We start from the raw sequence: 19421 nt of genomic DNA on the forward strand, positions 1-19421 counted from the left end.
GCAGGAATGCCATACTATCATTGAACGGGGAGGTGACCTACAATGGCTAAAAACAAAAAAAACAAAGTCCAAAACAATAAATTTAATGCAGAGTTCGCAGAAGAATTTAACCAGAACAATGCTGCCGGAAAACAAGCAGCTAACACAGCTCAGCAAAAAGCTGAGAAGTAGTATTTTTTGCCATGTTATTAATGAAGAAACACAACGAGGAGCCCATGCGGTTCCTCTTTTCTTTTGTCCAAAACTTGGTTATGACGGTGAGGCGTCGTTTGATATAAGCGCAGATATTTCCATGTTATAAAAAACAGTTTTCAAATGACCCTGATCTGTTGTATGATTAAATATGTAAGAGATAATAACATGACAAGACAGGTGAATTCTCATGACAGATCCGATCATTCATTCAGGCTTTATAGCTGCTGCCCATCATCGTAAAGCGGGCGAGGTTTTACCTTTTATAGATGCTTTCGTTGCCAAGAAAGAGCAGGAAATAGCCGAAATTGAACAGATGGTCGAACGTTATGAGAAAAGAAGAATGATGGAAGACCGCGCTTATCAATCGATGTCTACTTTAAGACGGATGTTGACGGGTAAGAAGCCTGATCATCACTTGGCCGTTGAATATATTCATTTTGTAAGAAAACCGATGGAAAAGGTTCGCGCGCTCCGCTTAGAAATCGATAGCGCCCGTTCCATTCAGAATGTGTCGGCTCCGACTGATATTGTGACCGTATCCTATGAGCTTGCCAGTGAAATGAACGAGTAACGCATCTGAGCTGATTATAAATAAAGAACCGTCCAGGCCGAAGGGGCTTAGACGGTTCTTTTCGGTTACTTGCTATTTTTCAGACGATCGTAATCGAGGAAATCATGCTCCTGGCTGTAAGCAGGAACGCCATGAATGCCGACATCGAGACCGATAAGCTCCTCATCCTTGGAGACGCGGACAGGCGTAATCTTGCGAATAATCAACAGTGCCCCCCAAGTTAAAATGAAGCCCCATACGGAAACGATGACGAGTCCAATCGCTTGAACGCCAAGCAAGCTGAAGCCCCCGCCATAAAATAAGCCATAATAGCCTTTGCCGACGCCCTCCGTTAATTCCGGGAGAGCGAACAAGCCGACAGCGAGCGTGCCGATGCTGCCGCTAATGCCGTGTACGGCGAAGGCGCCGACCGGATCATCGACTTGTTTGCCCTCCAGCCATTCGGTTACCAGCACCATCACAATTCCTGATACTGCTCCAATGACGATAGCAGCAATATCGGATACGAAGGCGCAGCCCGCGGTAATTGCAACCAGGCCTGCTAGCGATCCGTTAATAACCATCGGGGGATCGGCCTTCTTATAGCGGAACATCGTAAATAAGATACACGTTGCGCCGCCAGCAGCCGCCGACAGCATGGTTGTAATTGCGATATGCCCGATCGAGCCATTCGTAGCGCTGAGCGTACTGCCGGCATTGAAGCCGAACCATCCAAACCATAGAATGAACGCACCAACGGAAGCGAGCGGCAGGTTAGAAGGCGGTACGATGTTCACTTTGCCGTCTGCACTGAACTTTCCGATTCGCGGGCCGATGAATATCGCAGCAGCAAGCGCAGAAAAGCCGCCCAATGCGTGAATGACAGCGGATCCGGCAAAATCTATCATTCCGAGCTTTCCGAGAAAGCCGCTTCCCGACCATACCCAATGTCCGGCGAGCGGGTAGATGAAGCCGGTCATCACAATGGTATATAAAATATAAGCTCTAAAGTTGATGCGTTCCGCAACCGCTCCGGATACGATCGAGATAACGGCAATAACGAACGCACATTGGAACAACCAATAAGTTTCATGAGTGATATTTAATGCTATGTGAGACAGGTCTCCTTTAATAAGAAAACCGGTCGTGCCTATAAATCCGCCGGCATCCTGTCCGTACATGAGAGCGAATCCCCAAAAATAAAAAACGAGTGCGCCGAAAGCGATGTCGACGAACACCTTCATAATAATGCTGACTGCATTTTTCTGCCTGACAAAACCCGCCTCAAGCAAAGCGAATCCGCCTTCCATGAGCAAGATCATGGCTGCTGTCAAAACGACCCAGATGGTATCCAGTCCTTTTGACAGTTCAATAACGTCCATTGCTTCATCTCCTGTTCCTCTTATTCATGCATAGTTATCTCTTCTGCCTAATCCGTTCATCATTATAAATAGTAGAAGTAAACAATGTCAACGCTGTGCGTGATGTTTCATAACGCATGTCAGGTTTGAATTGGATAAGATCAACAAATGCTCGGTCTAGAGGCTGATTGCGATTTCAATCGGCCGTCCCTTTTTCAAATGAATGGGGTCCGCTATACTAGAATTATCAAACGACGATGGAATCGTAAGGAGCTGGTGCCGCTTGAACGGAAATTTCGCAAACCGGTTATTCACCGGGTTAATTATTATTGCAATCGGTGTATTGTTTTTGCTAAGGCAAACAGGTCATGTGACCTTTGATATTAGTGATCTATTTTCCACCTATTGGCCTGTCATCCTTATTATTGTTGGCATTCGGGGGCTGTTGACCTGCAGGACGCATGGTTCAGGCCCAAGCTGGTGGGGAGCTGTCGTACTTTTAGTCGGATGTATATTTCTGGGACGCAATCTTGAATGGTTCTCATGGTCCATCGGTGACATTGTTCCTTATATTTGGCCAGTTGCGGTTATTTTAATCGGCATCAATTTAATTTGGCGACCCAAATCAAGGCGCCATGAGCCTCCAACCGATGATTGGGAATCATATCGCCCATATTCGGACCAAGCTGCCGTTCCTCCAGCGCCGCCTTTGCACCCTGATCCAACCAAGACACCGGTAGATCCGTTTGGAACGCATACGCAGGAAGAGAAGCGGGAAGGCATAGACCATAATCCATTTGGAGGCTACTCTGCAAGCAAGAAGGAATTCAAGGAGTGGAAAAAAGATCACAAAACCGAATACAAAAAACGTGCCCATGATTGGAAACGGAATCATAAGGAGCACATAGAGTGGTGGAATCACGGCGACTCGAATGTGCAGACCCGTTCCGGATTTATCGGCGATATTCATATCGGTCAAGATTATTGGGATTTGAAGCCGCTTAACATCTCTCATTTTATTGGAGATACGGTGCTCGATTTAACGAAGGCGCAAGTATCGCTTGGCGAAACAAAAATTCATGTTTCTTCCTTTATAGGCGACGTGAAGGTTTACGTGCCGAATGATTATGAGGTAGGCGTGCAGGTCGTATCAAGCGCTTTTATCGGCGACGTAAAAATTTTAGGCCAGAAAGAGGGCGGCATGTTTACGAACATCAATATCCAATCGCCTTCTTATCAGCAGTCCGACAAAAAAATCAAGCTGGTCGTCAGCACATTTATCGGTGATGTCCGCGTCACAAAGGTGGGGTGAGTTCAGATGATGGTCCGGTTTTTGAGAAGCGGAAAATGGGAGCTCATCGGAATGTTCGTCATTGCCTCCGTCGTTTCGCTGATGCTTGGAGCGGTGGCATGGATTGGTCTTGTAGATGAAACAGGAAAGACGGAAGCGCGCCTCGGGGCAGCCTCCGTCTTCCTGCTTGTGAGCGCGGCCTTCGGCTATTGGGCGGCACAGCGTATCGGGCGCAGGATCGATACGCTTCATTTATCGCTCAAGCAAGCCTCCAACGGCAACTATGGCGTTCGAATTACGGAAGGCGGTCATAATTCATTTATTGAGGTGTACCGTGAATTTAATGAGCTTGCAGAGCAAATGGAAGAGAAGATGAAATGGCTGCAAATGCGCGGTGAAGAGTATGTGATGACGGAATCGGCTTCGAATGAAGCGGCTGTGCTCGAGGAGCGCAAGCGGCTGGCAAGAGATTTGCATGATACGGTAAGCCAGCAGCTGTTTGCCATTCATATGTGCGCATCTTCACTGCCTAAGCTGCAGCAGGTTGATCGCGAGCGCGCCGATTCCGTGCTGGAGCAGCTAGTTCAAATGTCTAATTTGGCCCAAAAGCAAATGAGAAATTTTATCGCGCAGCTGCGGCCAATGGAGCTTGAGGGCCGGACATTGTATGAAGCGCTTGATAAGTGGTTTCCTGATTATTGCCGGCAAAACAATTTGCAGGGAGAGCTGGAATGGCGTCTGAAGGAGCACCTGTCCGAGGCGAAGGAGCATCAGCTTTTTCTTATTGCGCAGGAAGCGATGGCGAATATCGTTAAGCATGCGGGAGCGAGCGGCTGTACGCTTACGCTGGCGGATAATGAACGCCAGGTCGTTATGATTTTGCAGGATGACGGGGGTGGCTTCAAGGCAAATGAGGTGAAGCAAGGCTCATACGGGTTGTCCACGATGCAGGAGCGGGCGCAGAAACTTGGCGGTGCGGCGGAAATATGGAGCAAGCCGGGAAGCGGTACGAGAGTAAAGGTTACGATACCAAAAATGTTGCGGGGAGAGCATGAATAATGAATGGATCCGAGCTAATAAAAGTAATGATTGTCGATGATCATGATATGGTAAGAACCGGCCTGCGGACTTATCTGATGCTGGAGCCGAGGTTTCATGTCATTGCGGAAGCGGGCACCGGTCAGGCTGCAATAGATTTGCTGGAGACGTGCACGGACGAAAAGCGCCCTCATATTATTTTGATGGATCTCATGATGCCTGGCATGGACGGCATCGAAGTGACGAGAGCGATCATCTCCCGTTTTCCCGAAATGAAAATCGTCATGCTGACCAGCTTCCTTGAAGATGATAAGGTGTATGGCGCGATAGAAGCGGGTGCTGTAAGTTATGTGCTCAAAACCGTATCCGCTGAAGAGCTTATTTACGCAATTAGCGGCGCGTTCAAGGGCATGCCGGTCATGACCGCAGATGTTTCCCAAGCGTTAACGAGAGGCTTGAGACAGCGGACGGCTCAATCTGGCGATGAAGGCTTGACGGAGCGGGAGAAGGAAGTGCTGCTGCTCATCGCAGATGGACAATCAAACAAAGAGATTGCGGAAGAGCTGCATATCAGCGTGAAAACGGTAAAAACACATGTCAGCAATTTGCTTATGAAATGCGAGCTGGATGACCGGACGCAGCTTGCTGTGTTCGCTCACCGCAAGGGCTGGGCGAACCGCACATAAATGAAGAAATGGGCGGGTATACTACCAACTAGCGAAAATTGAAAAAAAAAGCTAGTAAAGGAGCAGCTGTCATGATACCCATTTCGTCCGTGCTGGAGTCACGGGAGCAACATTTTTTGGAAACGAAAGAACTGCTGGAGACGCAGCAATTTACGCTTGGCGGCAATTGGGAGTACGATGGCGGGTCCTTCGACCGCTCGCTCGATGAAGCGCATAAAGTATGGCTCCGCATTCCGTTTGAAGTCATTGCCGGCCATATCGATGTTGAGGAAAAAGATAATGAAGCGACGATTAAGCTCGGTACTCCCTATGTGCTCAAGCATCTCTACCGTGAAGGAAATGATCCTGAGGCATCTGTACGCGTTGCCGGTGCGCTGTTCGATCAATTTCAATCCCCCTCCGATCCCGATGCCAAGGTGGAGCCCCAGTGGATTGACCGTGCAAAGCAAGCGATGAATGAAGTCGAACAGCTTTTTCCAAGCTGATTATAAACATTGGACAAAAAACGTTCCTAAAGTGACGACGGAGCGTTTTTTTTTATTTCTGTTTAAATTCCTTTTAAGTTTGTTTTAAGGTAGAATGTGCATGATAGAGATAATGAAATGACATGCAGCGGGGCAGCAGGCCAAGCAGACGCATGATGGAATAAGATTCAAGGAGGAGAACGTACATGGACGATCAGAACAACAAAAAGGGCTTCGACGATTTTTTTCGTAAAAATGATGAGGGGCAAGGCGCTGCTGAGAGCGCTGACAGCGGAATAAATGCAAAGCCTGATGTTTTGGACGATGCGCAGGAGCAATCCGCTAAGCCATCTTATTACTATTCATATGGACCGTTTAAAGCAAATTCACAGGAGGACGGCAGCCCATCCAATCATGGGTATGCAGCAGACAAGCCTAAGCTGATTCAAGATCAGCCTTATGGGATTACGGGAAGCACATCCTATGCACAGCAACCGGAAAGGCAGTTGGAATCGCTTAATGAGACTGAGCAGGCAGCGCCAAGACCGTCTCAACAATCGCCAATTCGATCCTTTACTCCTTCATCGCAGTCCGCTAAAGGGGCTTGGCAAGTACGGGAGCCGCGCCGGACGTCCTTTAAAGCGGTATTCGCATCGTTTCTTGCAGGCGTCATCCTTGTAGGTTCTTTAATGTATACAGCGGATTTAAATAACTGGTTTACGAAAGAGCAAGCGTTAGCATCAAATACGCAATCGAACGGCTCGGGTTCAGCGTCCACTTCCAATACTGGGACTAGCGGCTCGGGTTCAGCATCAACGGTAGCCGCCAGACCGGATAATATCGCTCATTTATTCGAGACAGCAAGCCCGGCCGTAGTCAAAATTGAAACGTATGTGAACACGGCAAAACGCAGCAACAGCGGCAGCATGCTCGACGATTCGTTTTTCCGCCAATTTTTTGGCGATGACTACCCGGGTACGTCACAGCCGGAAGCAGGACAAAAGAATGAGGAAGGCCAAATGCAGCAGTCGGGCATTGGTACCGGATTTTTCTTCGAATCGACGGGATACATTTTGACCAATCAGCATGTGGTTGGTGATTCGGATCAAATCAAAGTTGTCGTTCAAGGCTATGACAAGCCGTTTACTGCTGAATTGCTCGGTTCCAGCTATGATTTGGATCTGGCTGTAATTAAGATAACCGGCGACAAAGCGTTTCCAACGCTTCCGCTTGGCAACTCTGATAATATCAATATTGGCGACTGGGTAGTTGCGATCGGTAACCCTTACGGCTTCGACCACACGGTAACCGTTGGCGTGCTGAGCGCGAAGGAGCGTCCAATCGATATTCAAGATACGCAAGGCGAGCGCAAATACGAACATTTGCTGCAAACGGATGCGTCCATTAACCCTGGTAATTCCGGCGGTCCGCTTCTGAACGTGAACGGCGAGGTCGTAGGTATTAATACGGCAGTCAGCTCGCAGGCGCAAGGCATCGGCTTTGCGATCCCGACGAGCACGATTCAGGAAGTACTGGATAATTTGAAAAATAACACAACGATTCCTAAGCCGGCTGCTCCTTACATTGGGGCTGAGCTGCAGGATGTAACAGAGGAAATTGCGAAACAGTTAGGCATGGACAAAGTGGAAGGCTCAATTGTGCGCAATGTATACTATAATTCTCCGGCTTACTTGGCAGGTCTGCAGCAATTCGATGTCATTGCGGGTATCGACGGCAAAAAACATGAGAATACGCAAGCTCTTATTACAGCGATACAAGCGAAGAAAGTCGGCGATAAGATCGAGCTGAATATCGTTCGCAAAGGAAGCGAAATGAAGCTGCAAGTGGAGATTGGTGACAAGAATACGCTTGGCGCTCAATAAAGCTGAACGAGATTGAAAGAAATGAAAAGCGCAGAGAGACAGCAGGCTCTGCGCTTTTTGTTGCAAATAGAGGGGGATAAAAAGATGAGGCAGCATATTGTAGTGGTGGATGACGATGATAAAATTATTTCTTTGCTTCGGAGAAGCTTAGCATTTGAAGGGTATGAGGTAACGACGGCGGCAAATGGAATGGAAGGGCTGAAGGTGCTGCTCAAGACTGAACCGGACCTGCTTATTCTCGATGTCATGATGCCGCAGGTGGACGGCTGGGAAGTTTGCCGCCGCGTGCGCGAGAGCGGCAGTACGGTACCGATTATGATGCTGACCGCCAAGGATGATGTTATTGACCGCGTGAAGGGACTAGACCTTGGCGCCGATGATTATTTGGTCAAGCCGTTTGCGCTTGAGGAGCTGTTAGCCCGGGCGCGCGCTTTGCTGCGCCGCAAAGCGGATAAAATCGAGCAATCCGCCAATCAGCTGCTTTATGAGGATTTAATATTGGATATGGACGCCAGGGAGGCTGTACGCTCCGGACGCCGGATTGAGCTTACGTCCAAGGAATATGATTTGCTTCTCCTGTTCATGCAAAATCCGCGCCGCGTGCTTACGCGCGATGCGATCATGGAGAAAATCTGGGGCTATGACTTTAGCGGTGAATCGAATGTGCTGGAGGTGTACATCGCGATGCTGCGCCAGAAGGTAGAGGACGGAGGCAGAAACCGGCTTATTCAGACGGTTCGCGGCACCGGCTATGTGCTTCGCGGAGAGGCAGGATAAAATTATGTCCATCCGGCTTAGACTAACGCTTTGGTATTCGGGGTTGCTTGCTGTAACTATGGTTGTTTTTGGCATTTGTATTTATTTTTTCGTAAATTGGAACACCTATGCGGAAATTAAAGAGCAGATCCGGGTTCAGGATAGTAAAATCGATGTTATCGGTGCAACAAATTTTTTGGATCAGAAGCTGGATTTAATCGTTGGTCCGCAGTTCCGCATTGACAAAAAGGATATGCTTGTCCAATTGGTTAATTATAAGGAAGGCGCTATTAAGCAATCAAACAACTTTCCATATGAATTTGTCATCCCGTATCCCGAGGCGAAGACTAACCCCAAAAAACGTTTTGTTAAAACCCACGTCGTAATAAACAATAACAAATATGCCATGCTCACATACCAACGGCCTGTTTATTTGGACAAAGATCATAGCTTAGTAGGATTAGTGCAGGTGGGCGTATTTTCTTATAACGAGGAAAAATTTCTGGGCGGTCTTCGCACGATATTAATTTTTTCCTCGCTAGTCGTTGTATTCATTGCCTTTACTGTAGGATTATTCATTGCCCGTCAAGCGCTACGTCCGATTGAACGTGTGATTCGCGCAACGGAGCAAATTGAAAACGGGTCTGATCTGAGCGTGCGAATTCCGGCGATGGGACCGAAGGATGAAATCGGGCGGCTCGTCAGCACGCTTAACGTGATGCTCTCCCGTCTGGAAATGGCATACAATGAGCTTGATGAGGCGTATAAGGCACAGCGCAGATTTGTCTCCGATGCTTCGCATGAGCTGCGAACGCCGCTGACGACGATACGCGGCAATATCGAGTTGCTGGAGCGGATGTGGACGAAGATTCGGGAGACGAACCGGGATGCTGAGACAGGAGATTGGCTGCCACTTGATACCGAGCGCTTTGAGCTTTCGAAGGAAGCGATGAGCGATATTTCCGCCGAGGCGAAGCGGATGAGTACGCTTGTGAACGACCTGCTTGCGCTCGCCAGAGCCGATGCGGGTTATATGATGGAGAAGACGCCGCTCGACCTGCTGCCGCTTACGGAAGAGGTCGTGCGCAGAGCGCAGCTCCTTCCGCGTACAGCTGAGTGGAAAGTGGGCGATCTGTCCGCTCTGGAGGGCGTACGCGTAAACGCGAACCACAATTATTTGCAGCAGCTGCTGTTTATTTTCATCGAAAATGCTTTCAAGTATACGCCTGAGGGCATGATTGAACTGAGCGCATTAAGGAGAGAACGGCAAGTCGGTTTTGTTATCGAAGATACCGGCATCGGAATGAATCCAAAGGAGATACCCCATATCTTCGACCGCTTCTACAGGGCGGATGAATCGAGGGGGGTAACGGTCGGTACAGGTCTCGGCTTATCGATTGCCAAATGGATCATTGACGAGCATCAGGGCTCCGTGGAAGTGACGACCCGCGAGGGAAATGGAACGAAGTTTACAATCTGGCTGCCGATAACCTTTTCTGACACGTCTCATTCGTCTATAATAGTAGCAACGGATGAAATACAGGAATGATCATTTATACGCATATCCGGTCAGAAAGCAGGTGCAAGTAATGGAAATTGTTAGAATATCACCGCGCGGCTATTGCTATGGCGTCGTTGATGCGATGGTGCTGGCTTTGCAGACAGCCAAAAATTTGGAGCTGCCGCGGCCCATCTATATATTAGGCATGATCGTCCATAATGCGCATGTAACGGAAGCATTCGAGCAGGAGGGCGTCATTACGCTTGATGGCGCTAATCGTCTCGATATTTTGGATCAAATTGACAGCGGCACTGTCATTTTCACTGCGCATGGCGTATCGCCGGAGGTTCGTCAGCGCGCCCGTGAAAAAGGATTGTCTGTCGTTGATGCAACTTGTCCGGATGTTACGAGAACACATGATTTAATCCGGGAGAAGTCGGCGGATGGATATCATATTATTTATATTGGCAAGAAGGGTCATCCCGAGCCGGAGGGCGCAATTGGAGTTGCGCCAGAGCAGGTGCATCTTATCGAGCGTGAAGAGGAGATCGCTTCACTTAACATACCGGAAGGGCGCATCATCATAACGAACCAAACGACGATGTCGCAATGGGATATTCGCCATATTATTAGCCGGCTACTTGTGCGCTATCCTGCAGCGGAGGTTCATAACGAGATCTGCATGGCCACGCAGGTCCGGCAGGAAGCGGTTGCGGAGCAGGCTGGCGAAGCGCAGCTGTGTATCGTCGTCGGAGATCCAAGAAGCAACAACTCCAACCGCCTTGCCCAGGTGTCCGAGGAAATTGCCGGTGTTAAAGCCTACCGGGTATCCGATGTGTCTGAGATCGAGCAGGAGTGGCTCAAAGGTGTTGACCGTGTTGCCGTTACGTCCGGCGCTTCTACCCCGACGCCGCTGACTAAAGAGGTAATCACATACCTGGAGCAATATGATCATAACAATCCGGATACATGGGAAATCCGTCGTACCGTGAATATGAATAAGCTGCTTCCTAACGTCCGGATTAAGTCAACAAATACGGATTCCGCAACGGCAACAGCAGAGAAGACTGAATAAATCGTTTACCCCAAAAGTGAGGCGGAACGTATTCTCCGTGAGGCGGTTTGCACGGCGAGTAAGTTTTTCCTCATTTTTTTTCATGTGATGGGTTGACGGATAGGCTCTTCTCTTGTATATTTACTTTAGTGATTAAAAGCGTAGAAGCTACGAAGCATAAAAGCTATAAAGCGTATAAGCGTTGAAGTGCGAATACAAAATCAAGCGAAAACTTACGAAGTAAGCTTTACTTTTACAAAAATTTCAAGGAGTGATCCCCATGATCGTTATTACTAATTCAAACATTGCTGAAGAACGCATTACTGAAATTGTTGCCCATATTGAAAGAGCCGGCGTACAGGCGCATGTGTCAAGAGGTACCGACCGTACCGTTATCGGAATCATCGGACAAGCCGCGCCAACGCTTGCTGAGCATTTGCGTCAGATGAAGGGTGTAGAAAATGTTATCAAAATTTCGAAGTCCTACAAGCTTGCAAGCCGCGACTTCCATCCCGACGATACAGTTATCGATATTAAAGGTGTGAAAATCGGCGGAAGCAACCTCGTGATTATGGGCGGCCCGTGTGCGGTTGAGACTCCGGAACAAATCGATGAGATCGCCCGTCTAGTTAAAGCGGCCGGCGGCCAAGTGCTTCGCGGCGGCGCGTTCAAGCCTCGTACAGGGCCTTACAGCTTCCAAGGTGTAGGTGTTGAAGGTCTCGTCATGATGGCGGAAGCAGGCAGGAAGCACGGGCTTCTGACGATTACGGAGGTCATGACGCCGGAGTATGTGGACGTTTGCGCGGAATATGCCGACATCCTTCAAGTCGGTACACGCAACATGCAGAACTTTGACTTGCTTCGCAAGCTGGGCACGATTCAAACGCCAGTGCTTCTGAAGCGCGGATTCAGCTCAACCTATGATGAGTTTTTGAATGCTGCTGAATACATTCTGGCAGGCGGCAATCCGAATGTTATGCTTTGCGAGCGCGGAATCCGAACGTTCGAGACTTACACGCGCAACACGCTCGATTTGTCGGCTATTCCAGTGCTTCAATCGCTCAGCCATCTGCCGGTTATTTCTGATCCGAGCCACGGCACAGGCCGCCGCGAGCTGGTAGAGCCAATGTCCAAAGCATCTGTAGCTGCGGGAGCGAACGGGTTGATCGTAGAAATGCATACCGATCCGGACAACTCGATGACCGGCGACGGCGTACAATCGCTATTCCCGGATCAATTCGCTAATCTTTTGAAGGATCTGGAGCAGCTTGCTCCGATTGTTGGCAAACAATTCGATACGCCTAAAGCGCCTGCAGAAGCCTTTAAGGAATGGAAAATCTAATCCAGCAAGCGAAAAAAGCTTTGTCATCCTGCGATGGCAAAGCTTTTTTTTATGCTTGTGATTTTTTACAATTATATATTTGCAGAAAGCTGTAAAGACTACATTATTCAAGGGCTGCGGGGCTTTTCATTACCTATTAAGGAGTAATTGTGAACAACTGTACAAACTTGTAAGTATAGCTCACATACCCGCAAAAAATACCTTACATAGCTATTGACGGAGCTTGAAGGCTAGTTTTATAATAACGTCATGGATTTGGAGCAATAATTGAACAATACCTGTTCAACACTACGCTAATGTTCGGAAATGGAGGAAATTATTAATGTCAGTTCAAAATGTTTTGGACAATATTAAAGAAAACAGCATTCAGTTTGTCGATTTCCGCTTCGTGGACCTTCTTGGTCATGCACACCACATCACTCTGCCTGCAGCTGAGGTTGACGCTGATACTTTTGTAAATGGGGTAGCGTTTGACGGTTCTTCCATCCACGGTTTCCGTGGTATCGAGAATTCCGATATGGTTATGATCCCAGACACTGAGTCTGTATTTATCGACCCTTTCACTGATCACCCTACACTGAACGTTATGTGTAATATCCATACACCTGAAGGCGAACGCTATGACCGCGATCCGCGCAGCATCGCTCAAAAGGCTGAAGAATATCTTCAAACAACTGGCATCGGTACGACAGCATTTTTCGCACCTGAGCCTGAGTTCTTCATTTTCGACGAAGTTCGCTATGAAAGCTCAATGAACGCTTCTTCTTACGTGGTTGAATCCGAGGAAGCTGGCTGGAACACGAACCGTAAAGAAGAAGGCGGAAACCTTGGTTCTAAAGTACCAGTTAAAGGCGGTTACGTTCCAGTAGCTCCGGTTGACTCCCAACAAGACATCCGTAGCGAAATGGTTCGCCTCTTGCAAGAATCGGGCCTTCGCGTTGAACGTCATCACCATGAAGTTGCAACAGCTGGTCAAGCGGAAATTAACTTCCGTTTCGACACGTTGACAAAAACAGCTGACAACCTGATGAAATTCAAATATATCATTCATAACACTGCTCGCCAATATGGCAAAACGGCTACTTTCATGCCGAAGCCACTATTTGGTGACAATGGTAGCGGTATGCACGTTCATACTTCTATCTTCAACGGCGACGAGCCTATGTTCTACGACAAAGGCGCGTATGCAAACCTTAGCGAATTGGCTATGCACTACATCGGCGGCGTGCTTTACCACGCACCGGCTTTGATCGCTATCACTAACCCAAGCACGAACTCGTTCAAACGTTTGGTGCCTGGTTATGAAGCGCCAGTTAACCTTGTATTCTCCAAAGGTAACCGTTCTGCAGCGATCCGTATTCCGATTGCAGCTGTAACGCCTAAAGGTTGCCGTATTGAGTTCCGTACACCGGATAACACTGCTAACCCTTACCTTGCATTTGCAGCGATGCTGCTTGCTGGTTTGGACGGCATCAAGCGTAAACTTGATCCGGTTGCTCTTGGCTACGGTCCTTTCGACAAAAACATTTACGAATTGCCTGAAGAAGAGAAAAAAGAAATTCGCAGCGTTCCTGGAACGCTTGACGAAGCGCTTAGCGCTCTTGAAGCTGATTCCGATTTCTTGACTGAAAGCGGCGTGTTCACGAAAGAGTTTATCGAGAACTATGTAGCAATCAAACGTCAAGAAGCTAAAGCAGTTGCAATCCGTATTCATCCGCATGAGTTCAGCCTTTACTACGATTGCTAATCCAATCGTTAGGATTTATACGAAACGGGTCCTTACAGGACCCGTTTTTTTTATTGATTGTGAAGGAATTATGAATAAAAACCGAATGTTTGTTGTCAGCAATTCGACATACGTTCGACTTTTTGTTTTTTGAAAATGTGGAATACACTTGATGCGGCTCTTCAAAATTGCTATCATAACCATATCATATATAAAGAAACAGAGGTGGGTATCCGAAGATGACTAGAGCGTTTAATTTTAATGCAGGACCAGCCGCAATACCACTTGAGGTACTGAAGCAAGCACAGGAGCAATTTGTCGATTATAAGGGTGCTGGGATGTCCATTATGGAAATGTCTCACCGGAGCGCATTGTACGAGCAGGTAAACAATGAATCGCAAGCCTTGCTTCGCGAACTGTTCGGCATTCCCGACAATTATCATGTGCTTTTATTGCAAGGCGGCGCAAGCACACAATTTGCAATGCTTCCGCTAAACCTGCTTCGTCCTGGTAAACCGGGTGCTTACGTCATGACAGGAGCTTGGGCTGAAAAAGCGCTGAAAGAAGCGAAACTTGTCGGAGAAACGGTAATAGCTGCTTCGACGGAATCCGACAAGTTTATGCGTATGCCGACAATGTCCGAAATTGAAGTTCCAAGCAACGCTTCCTATCTTCACCTTACTTCGAATGAAACGATCGGCGGAACGCAATTCAATGAGTTCCCGGATACCGGCGATATACCGCTTATCGCCGATATGTCCAGCGACATCTTGAGCAGACCTATTGACGTAAGCAAATTCGGCGTTATTTATGCGGGCGCTCAAAAAAACCTGGGACCATCGGGGGTTACCGTTGTCATCATCCGTGACGATCTAGTCAAAGAAAGCCCGAAAACAATTCCGGCCATGTTCCGTTACGAAACGCATGCGAAGAGCAGCTCGCTCTATAACACGCCGCCGTCTTTCTCGGTATACATGGTGAATCTGGTGCTTCAATGGATCAAAAACAAAGGCGGAGTTGCTCAGCTTGAGCAATACAACCGGGACAAAACGAAGTTCATCTATGACGCAATCGATCAAAGCAGCGGCTTCTACCTGGGCTGTGCGCAGCTTCAAAGCCGTTCTAACATGAACATTACATTCCGCATTCACAGCGAAGAGCTGGAGAAGCTGTTCATTAAAGAATCGGAGAAGGAAGGTTTCGTAGGCTTGAAGGGACATCGCGATGTCGGCGGTCTGCGGGCTTCAACCTATAACGCTGTGCCGCTGGAAAGCTGCCAGGCGCTTGCGCAGTTCATGATCGATTTCCAAAAACGGAACGGTTAATAAGCCATTTGCCCCTTTTCAATGAAATAGCAGGGGTAGAAAAAACCGCCCTCACCTTCTGAAAATGAAGGGCAGGGCGGTTTTCGTTTGTTGAAATGCATGAATATATTCGTTTGAGCTGTAAGGCATCTATGCTTGCGCAACTGAGCTCTCGGCTGCATGAGGTCCATTAAGCTTGTAACCAACATTGCGCACGGTCATGATGTATTCAGGTGTGCGTGCGTTTTTCTCGATTTTGTCACGCAGATGGCTGATATGCACGTCGACGATTCGGGTATCGCCAAGGAAATGATAATCCCAAACCCCGTGCAGCAGCTGCTGGCGGCTGAGCACTTTCCCTTTGTGACGGCAGAGGAACAATAGCAGTTCGAATTCCTTTGGCGTCAGCTCAACGGGCTTGCCTTCGATGAATACTTCGCGCTGTTCGACCCTGACGTTCAAACGGCCGATGTCGAAGGCGGTATCGTCTGCGATGCCAGGCAGCGATTGAACGCGGCGCAGGATGGCTTGAATGCGAGACACAAGCTCTTGCGGGCTAAAAGGCTTCGTCATATAATCATCGGCTCCATTATCGAGTCCGGCTATTTTATCTGTCACGTCTTGAAGCGCGGTGAGCATTACGATCGGTACTGCATTGCTTTGCTTGCGCAGCTCGCGGCAAACTTGAATCCCGTCCATTTTTGGCAGCATGAGGTCTAGAACAATTAAATCAGGACGAAAAGGCTTTAGCATGTCGAATACAGCTTCACCATCACCAACGCAACGCACATCATAGCCTGCCAGCTTTAAATTAAATTCAATCAACATCGAAATTGATGGCTCATCATCCACGACCAAAATCTTTTTTCGCATTGTTCAGCTCTCCTCCATGTGTTTCCGCCTCTTATGATTCCTATTATGAAGGTGGAAATTATGCTTGAGATTAACGGTACGTAAAGTGGGTGTAAAAATATTGAGCGTTTTCGTGTATAATAGGCAAAATGAGAGGTGAGATAGACAGCTATGCCATTTCATATCGTATTGGTAGAACCGGAAATTCCGGCAAACACAGGCAACATTTCACGTACCTGTGCTGCAACCGGCACGCATTTGCATTTAGTAAGACCGCTTGGTTTTGATACGGATGACCGTACCTTGAAGAGGGCGGGACTTGATTACTGGCATTCGGTTCATATTGAGTATCATGATTCCTTCGAAGAGGTGCTTGCCAGCTATCCGGAAGGTCGTTTTTTCTATGCGAGTACAAAAGCGACTAAGCAGTATTCACAATTCAAATACCGGGATGGCGATTTCTTCGTATTTGGCAAAGAAACGAAAGGGTTGCCGCAGGAGCTTATAGATGCGAATTTGGAAACCTGTATTCGAATGCCGATGACAAATACAGTGCGATCACTTAATTTGTCCAATTCTGCAGCAATCATCGTGTATGAAGCGCTTAGACAAAATGATTTTCCAGGACTTGATTAAGAAAAGTTACAGTATTTGTAATTTTATGGAATTTATTTGTCTGAAAATGAAGATTTATTGCAGGATATTAAGAAATTATGAAATTAGGAAGGAAAAGCCGAAGTACCATCGAAACACTATACGCAGAGGTTTCTCAGAGATGACTTGCGAAACCAGACACAGAAGAGGTGAAAGTGATGAAACCAGCAGGTGTAGTAAGGAAAGTGGACCAACTCGGCCGAATTGTACTTCCAAAATCATTACGTAAACGTTATTTGATGAACGAGGGCGATCCCGTTGAAATTTTCGTCCAAGGTGACCATATTATTTTGGAGCGTTACCGTCCAAAATGCGTTTTTTGCGGTTCTATGGTTGAAGTTCGTGATTTCAAAGATCGCTACGTTTGTAGCGTATGTATGGAAGAAATGGCAGAGCTGCCAAGCTAACTATCGTTTGGTCTGCTATTTTAACGAAAAGAAGCTTCCCGTGTTGAGCGCATGCGCTCAACGGGAAGCTTCCTTTGTTTGAAAATATAAGGCAGTATAAGCTTCAAACTTATACTGCCTTATATTTCATAGCGTAACGAATAGATGCCAAATGCTGGGCTGGAGTCGTCTACGCTTGCCATAAGCTCTAACTAGCAGGCTTATAGTCCTTTTGTTTTGTCTTCATTGTAGGAGCTGGTCAACATCGCCGTAATGAACAATGCTAACACAGTCATGACAATAATAAAGTTCATCTGTGGGACACCTCCAAGCATGCTGTCTTTATTATAACCAACGTCAGCTAAAAAGAAAACTTTAAAAGTTGTGAACACATTGTTAACATAGAGAGTATGAGCATAGCGAGCCTTTAAGCTTGCAAGGAGGAGCATACAATATGAATTATCGTTTTTCATCCAGAGTATCACAGCTAAAGTCGTCAGCAGTCAGAGATATTTTGAAGCTGACGCAAGGGAAAGATATGATCTCGTTTGCCGGAGGTCTACCCGCAGAGGAGCTTTTCCCGGTACAGGCGGTGCGTGAAGCGGCTGACCGCGTTTTTGCGGCAGGAGCAAGCGCTTTGCAATACGGCTTAACGGAAGGGTACTTGCCGCTGCGTGAGCAGCTTTGTGAGCGGATGGCGGCCAAGCAAATGCATGTAAACCCGGAACAAATGATTTTGACGACAGGCTCGCAGCAAGCGATAGATTTGCTGATTGGCGTACTTACGGAGCCTGGAGACGCCGTGCTGGTCGAGAAGCCCACTTACTTGGCAAGCCTGCAGGTGTTCGCGCTGCATGGATTAAAGGTGATAGCGGCGGAGAGCGACGAGAATGGTATTATTCCTGAGGATGCGGAGCGGCTCATTCGCGAGCATCGTCCGAAGCTGCTCTATGCGGTGCCGACGTTTGGAAATCCGACGGGTCGTGTATGGAGCGTGGAGCGGAGGAAGAAACTGCTCGCCCTGTGCAAACAAAATCAAATGCCAATCATAGAAGATGATCCCTATGGGGATATTAAATTCGATGATAACGAGCAATTCCCGACGCTGCTGGCGCTTGATGGTCAAGTGGAGCGCGGAACCGTCTTCTATACAAGCACATTCTCCAAAACGGTAGCGCCTGCACTTCGAACGGGATGGGCAATCGGGGATAGCAGCGTAATCGGAATGGTGGCAAAAGCTAAGCAAGCGGCTGACCTCCATTCGAGCGCGATCGATCAGCAAATTTTGAGCCAGCTGCTTTCAGGCTTTAAACTGGATGATCATATACGGCTTATTTCCAAATCATACGGTGAGCGGATGCTTGAAATGCATGAGCTTCTGAAGAGGCAGGGTCTGAGGGATGTCACGTGGGTGAAGCCGAAAGGCGGCATGTTCCTATGGCTAGAGCTGCCTGACGGTCTTGACGCAGAGGCGCTCCTTCGGTGTGCGGTCCAGAAGGGGGTTGCGTTCGTGCCGGGCAGCTCGTTCTATGCCGATAATCCGCAGCGCAACACCGCCAGACTGAACTATACGTACAATACAGGAGCGCGTACAAAGCAAGGCGTTGAGCGCTTCGTAGAGGCGCTTGGCGAATTTACGGCGCGGAGCTGACGGACGAGACCCATTCGGCTATCACATTGCCGTATTCGGATAATGCAGCCGCGCCTTCCGGACGAAGGCTGTATTTACCCCGGGCGATACGATCGAACCAGCCGTAATAATTGTTGCGCAGCGTTTCGCCGCTGCGTCTGTATCCAGTAATGGAGGCCACCTGACTTGGAGCCAGCGGACCTGATGTATGAAGAGCGTAGGCGCAGCGGAGCGCCTTCTCGCGGTAGGCGGTAACGAGCTTGCGCCCGGTGCTGCCGCCGACGTTATAATCGCCGCTGCGCTCTCTGAATTCGGTGAGCAGCTGCGCCTGCTTCTTGCGCCTAACGCCACGCTGAGGCGGATCGCCCGGCTGGCAGAGCAGCTCGATGACCGGCGGCTTTGTTTTATAGAACGTAACGGTCATGAACCCAAGGCCCAGCATCCGGCAAAGCTCAGTCAAATCACCGAAGCGCTGGTTATGGGCGCCGCTTTTCTTTCGGTTCCGTTCAACGGCAAGCACGACTTGGCTATTCAAACGCAGACGTTCAACCCCTTGCAAAAGCAAGGCGAGGTTGAACGTTTTTTTCATTTCGACAATTATCGTCTCGGCGCTGTCTGGATGAACTGCGACCAAATCGCAATGAAGCACCTCGCTTTTTACAGTAAAGCCAAGCTGCTCGTAGTACTTTTTTATAGGATTGTAAAGCTCTTCTTCGCGTACAACTGCCACGTTTAGTTTCTCCTCTCC

The 19421-nt window shown here is 48.2% G+C and carries 19 protein-coding genes; 16 read left to right on the forward strand and 3 right to left on the reverse strand.

Annotated features, from left to right (window positions below):
- Window positions 1-42: 42 nt before the first annotated feature.
- Window positions 43-171 (forward strand): hypothetical protein, encoded by a 129-nt coding sequence (locus tag AC0YNZ_RS09915; protein WP_475826439.1) that lies wholly within the window; start codon window positions 43-45, stop codon window positions 169-171.
- Between the two features lie 211 nt (window positions 172-382).
- Complete coding sequence (locus AC0YNZ_RS09920; protein WP_110769871.1) at window positions 383-766, forward strand: hypothetical protein; 384 nt, start codon at window positions 383-385, stop codon at window positions 764-766.
- A 65-nt stretch (window positions 767-831) separates the two neighbouring features.
- Here AC0YNZ_RS09920 and AC0YNZ_RS09925 read toward each other — a convergent pair whose 3' ends face one another.
- Complete coding sequence (locus AC0YNZ_RS09925; protein WP_475826440.1) at window positions 832-2127, reverse strand: ammonium transporter; 1296 nt, start codon at window positions 2125-2127, stop codon at window positions 832-834.
- 262 nt (window positions 2128-2389) lie between these two features.
- Between AC0YNZ_RS09925 and liaF the strand changes: the two genes are divergently transcribed.
- The 11 genes from liaF (at window position 2390) to serC (ending at window position 15172) form a co-directional block, all read left to right on the forward strand.
- Entirely contained in the window at window positions 2390-3418 is a 1029-nt protein-coding gene (liaF, locus tag AC0YNZ_RS09930; protein WP_475826441.1) for a cell wall-active antibiotics response protein LiaF, read from the forward strand.
- A gap of 6 nt (window positions 3419-3424) precedes the next feature.
- On the forward strand, window positions 3425-4456 hold the full coding sequence (locus AC0YNZ_RS09935) for a sensor histidine kinase (protein ID WP_475826442.1): 1032 nt from the start codon (window positions 3425-3427) through the stop codon (window positions 4454-4456).
- Window positions 4456-5121, forward strand: coding sequence for a response regulator (locus tag AC0YNZ_RS09940; protein WP_475826443.1), 666 nt, complete (start codon window positions 4456-4458; stop codon window positions 5119-5121). The genes AC0YNZ_RS09935 and AC0YNZ_RS09940 overlap by 1 nt, the downstream gene beginning before the upstream one ends.
- Before the next feature lie 71 nt (window positions 5122-5192).
- Entirely contained in the window at window positions 5193-5606 is a 414-nt protein-coding gene (locus tag AC0YNZ_RS09945) for a YugN family protein (protein WP_475826444.1), read from the forward strand.
- A 185-nt stretch (window positions 5607-5791) separates the two neighbouring features.
- Window positions 5792-7468 (forward strand): S1C family serine protease, encoded by a 1677-nt coding sequence (locus AC0YNZ_RS09950; protein WP_475826445.1) that lies wholly within the window; start codon window positions 5792-5794, stop codon window positions 7466-7468.
- An 84-nt stretch (window positions 7469-7552) separates the two neighbouring features.
- On the forward strand, window positions 7553-8245 hold the full coding sequence (locus tag AC0YNZ_RS09955; protein WP_475826446.1) for a response regulator transcription factor: 693 nt from the start codon (window positions 7553-7555) through the stop codon (window positions 8243-8245).
- Window positions 8246-8249: 4 nt separating this feature from the next.
- Window positions 8250-9773, forward strand: a complete 1524-nt coding sequence (locus tag AC0YNZ_RS09960; protein WP_475826447.1) for a sensor histidine kinase — start codon at window positions 8250-8252, stop codon at window positions 9771-9773.
- Window positions 9774-9813: 40 nt separating this feature from the next.
- Entirely contained in the window at window positions 9814-10800 is a 987-nt protein-coding gene (locus AC0YNZ_RS09965) for a 4-hydroxy-3-methylbut-2-enyl diphosphate reductase (protein ID WP_475826448.1), read from the forward strand.
- A 259-nt stretch (window positions 10801-11059) separates the two neighbouring features.
- Window positions 11060-12121 carry a 3-deoxy-7-phosphoheptulonate synthase gene (gene aroF, locus AC0YNZ_RS09970; RefSeq protein ID WP_475826449.1) on the forward strand — a complete coding sequence of 354 codons (1062 nt, stop codon included), beginning with the start codon at window positions 11060-11062 and terminating at the stop codon, window positions 12119-12121.
- Window positions 12122-12443: 322 nt separating this feature from the next.
- The gene (gene glnA, locus AC0YNZ_RS09975; protein ID WP_110769882.1) at window positions 12444-13868 is read left to right on the forward strand and encodes a type I glutamate--ammonia ligase; all 1425 of its coding nucleotides are present in this window, start codon (window positions 12444-12446) and stop codon (window positions 13866-13868) included.
- A 218-nt stretch (window positions 13869-14086) separates the two neighbouring features.
- The gene (gene serC / locus AC0YNZ_RS09980) at window positions 14087-15172 is read left to right on the forward strand and encodes a 3-phosphoserine/phosphohydroxythreonine transaminase (RefSeq protein WP_475826450.1); all 1086 of its coding nucleotides are present in this window, start codon (window positions 14087-14089) and stop codon (window positions 15170-15172) included.
- 129 nt (window positions 15173-15301) lie between these two features.
- Here the strand turns inward: serC and AC0YNZ_RS09985 are convergent, their stop codons facing one another.
- Window positions 15302-16024 (reverse strand): response regulator transcription factor, encoded by a 723-nt coding sequence (locus tag AC0YNZ_RS09985; protein WP_475826451.1) that lies wholly within the window; start codon window positions 16022-16024, stop codon window positions 15302-15304.
- A 150-nt stretch (window positions 16025-16174) separates the two neighbouring features.
- On the opposite strand from AC0YNZ_RS09985, the gene trmL reads away from it, so the two are divergent.
- From trmL to AC0YNZ_RS10000, 3 genes are all read left to right on the forward strand, one after another.
- Window positions 16175-16639 (forward strand): tRNA (uridine(34)/cytosine(34)/5-carboxymethylaminomethyluridine(34)-2'-O)-methyltransferase TrmL, encoded by a 465-nt coding sequence (gene trmL / locus AC0YNZ_RS09990; protein ID WP_475826452.1) that lies wholly within the window; start codon window positions 16175-16177, stop codon window positions 16637-16639.
- 176 nt (window positions 16640-16815) lie between these two features.
- Window positions 16816-17064 carry an AbrB/MazE/SpoVT family DNA-binding domain-containing protein gene (locus AC0YNZ_RS09995; RefSeq protein WP_110769886.1) on the forward strand — a complete coding sequence of 83 codons (249 nt, stop codon included), beginning with the start codon at window positions 16816-16818 and terminating at the stop codon, window positions 17062-17064.
- 433 nt (window positions 17065-17497) lie between these two features.
- Window positions 17498-18694 carry an aminotransferase-like domain-containing protein gene (locus AC0YNZ_RS10000; RefSeq protein ID WP_475826453.1) on the forward strand — a complete coding sequence of 399 codons (1197 nt, stop codon included), beginning with the start codon at window positions 17498-17500 and terminating at the stop codon, window positions 18692-18694.
- Here AC0YNZ_RS10000 and AC0YNZ_RS10005 read toward each other — a convergent pair.
- A complete protein-coding gene (locus AC0YNZ_RS10005; protein ID WP_475826454.1) occupies window positions 18678-19403 on the reverse strand; it encodes a DUF2161 family putative PD-(D/E)XK-type phosphodiesterase in 726 nt (241 codons plus the stop codon). The two genes, AC0YNZ_RS10000 and AC0YNZ_RS10005, sit on opposite strands and share 17 nt — an antisense overlap.
- Window positions 19404-19421 lie beyond the last annotated feature (18 nt).

The sequence above is a fragment of the Paenibacillus sp. J2L1-98 genome (assembly GCF_056269405.1).

Excerpts from the sequence above, each read along its gene's own strand:
- AC0YNZ_RS09915 (WP_475826439.1), top strand. The coding sequence starts at position 43 with ATGGCTAAAAACAAAAAAAACAAAGTCCAAAACAATAAATTTAATGCA.
- AC0YNZ_RS09920 (WP_110769871.1), top strand. The coding sequence starts at position 383 with ATGACAGATCCGATCATTCATTCAGGCTTTATAGCTGCTGCCCATCAT.
- AC0YNZ_RS09925 (WP_475826440.1), bottom strand. The coding sequence starts at position 2,127 with ATGGACGTTATTGAACTGTCAAAAGGACTGGATACCATCTGGGTCGTT.
- AC0YNZ_RS09935 (WP_475826442.1), top strand. The coding sequence starts at position 3,425 with ATGATGGTCCGGTTTTTGAGAAGCGGAAAATGGGAGCTCATCGGAATG.
- AC0YNZ_RS09940 (WP_475826443.1), top strand. The coding sequence starts at position 4,456 with ATGAATGGATCCGAGCTAATAAAAGTAATGATTGTCGATGATCATGAT.
- AC0YNZ_RS09945 (WP_475826444.1), top strand. The coding sequence starts at position 5,193 with ATGATACCCATTTCGTCCGTGCTGGAGTCACGGGAGCAACATTTTTTG.
- AC0YNZ_RS09950 (WP_475826445.1), top strand. The coding sequence starts at position 5,792 with ATGGACGATCAGAACAACAAAAAGGGCTTCGACGATTTTTTTCGTAAA.
- AC0YNZ_RS09955 (WP_475826446.1), top strand. The coding sequence starts at position 7,553 with ATGAGGCAGCATATTGTAGTGGTGGATGACGATGATAAAATTATTTCT.
- AC0YNZ_RS09960 (WP_475826447.1), top strand. The coding sequence starts at position 8,250 with ATGTCCATCCGGCTTAGACTAACGCTTTGGTATTCGGGGTTGCTTGCT.
- AC0YNZ_RS09965 (WP_475826448.1), top strand. The coding sequence starts at position 9,814 with ATGGAAATTGTTAGAATATCACCGCGCGGCTATTGCTATGGCGTCGTT.
- aroF (WP_475826449.1), top strand. The coding sequence starts at position 11,060 with ATGATCGTTATTACTAATTCAAACATTGCTGAAGAACGCATTACTGAA.
- glnA (WP_110769882.1), top strand. The coding sequence starts at position 12,444 with ATGTCAGTTCAAAATGTTTTGGACAATATTAAAGAAAACAGCATTCAG.
- serC (WP_475826450.1), top strand. The coding sequence starts at position 14,087 with ATGACTAGAGCGTTTAATTTTAATGCAGGACCAGCCGCAATACCACTT.
- AC0YNZ_RS09985 (WP_475826451.1), bottom strand. The coding sequence starts at position 16,024 with ATGCGAAAAAAGATTTTGGTCGTGGATGATGAGCCATCAATTTCGATG.
- trmL (WP_475826452.1), top strand. The coding sequence starts at position 16,175 with ATGCCATTTCATATCGTATTGGTAGAACCGGAAATTCCGGCAAACACA.
- AC0YNZ_RS09995 (WP_110769886.1), top strand. The coding sequence starts at position 16,816 with ATGAAACCAGCAGGTGTAGTAAGGAAAGTGGACCAACTCGGCCGAATT.
- AC0YNZ_RS10000 (WP_475826453.1), top strand. The coding sequence starts at position 17,498 with ATGAATTATCGTTTTTCATCCAGAGTATCACAGCTAAAGTCGTCAGCA.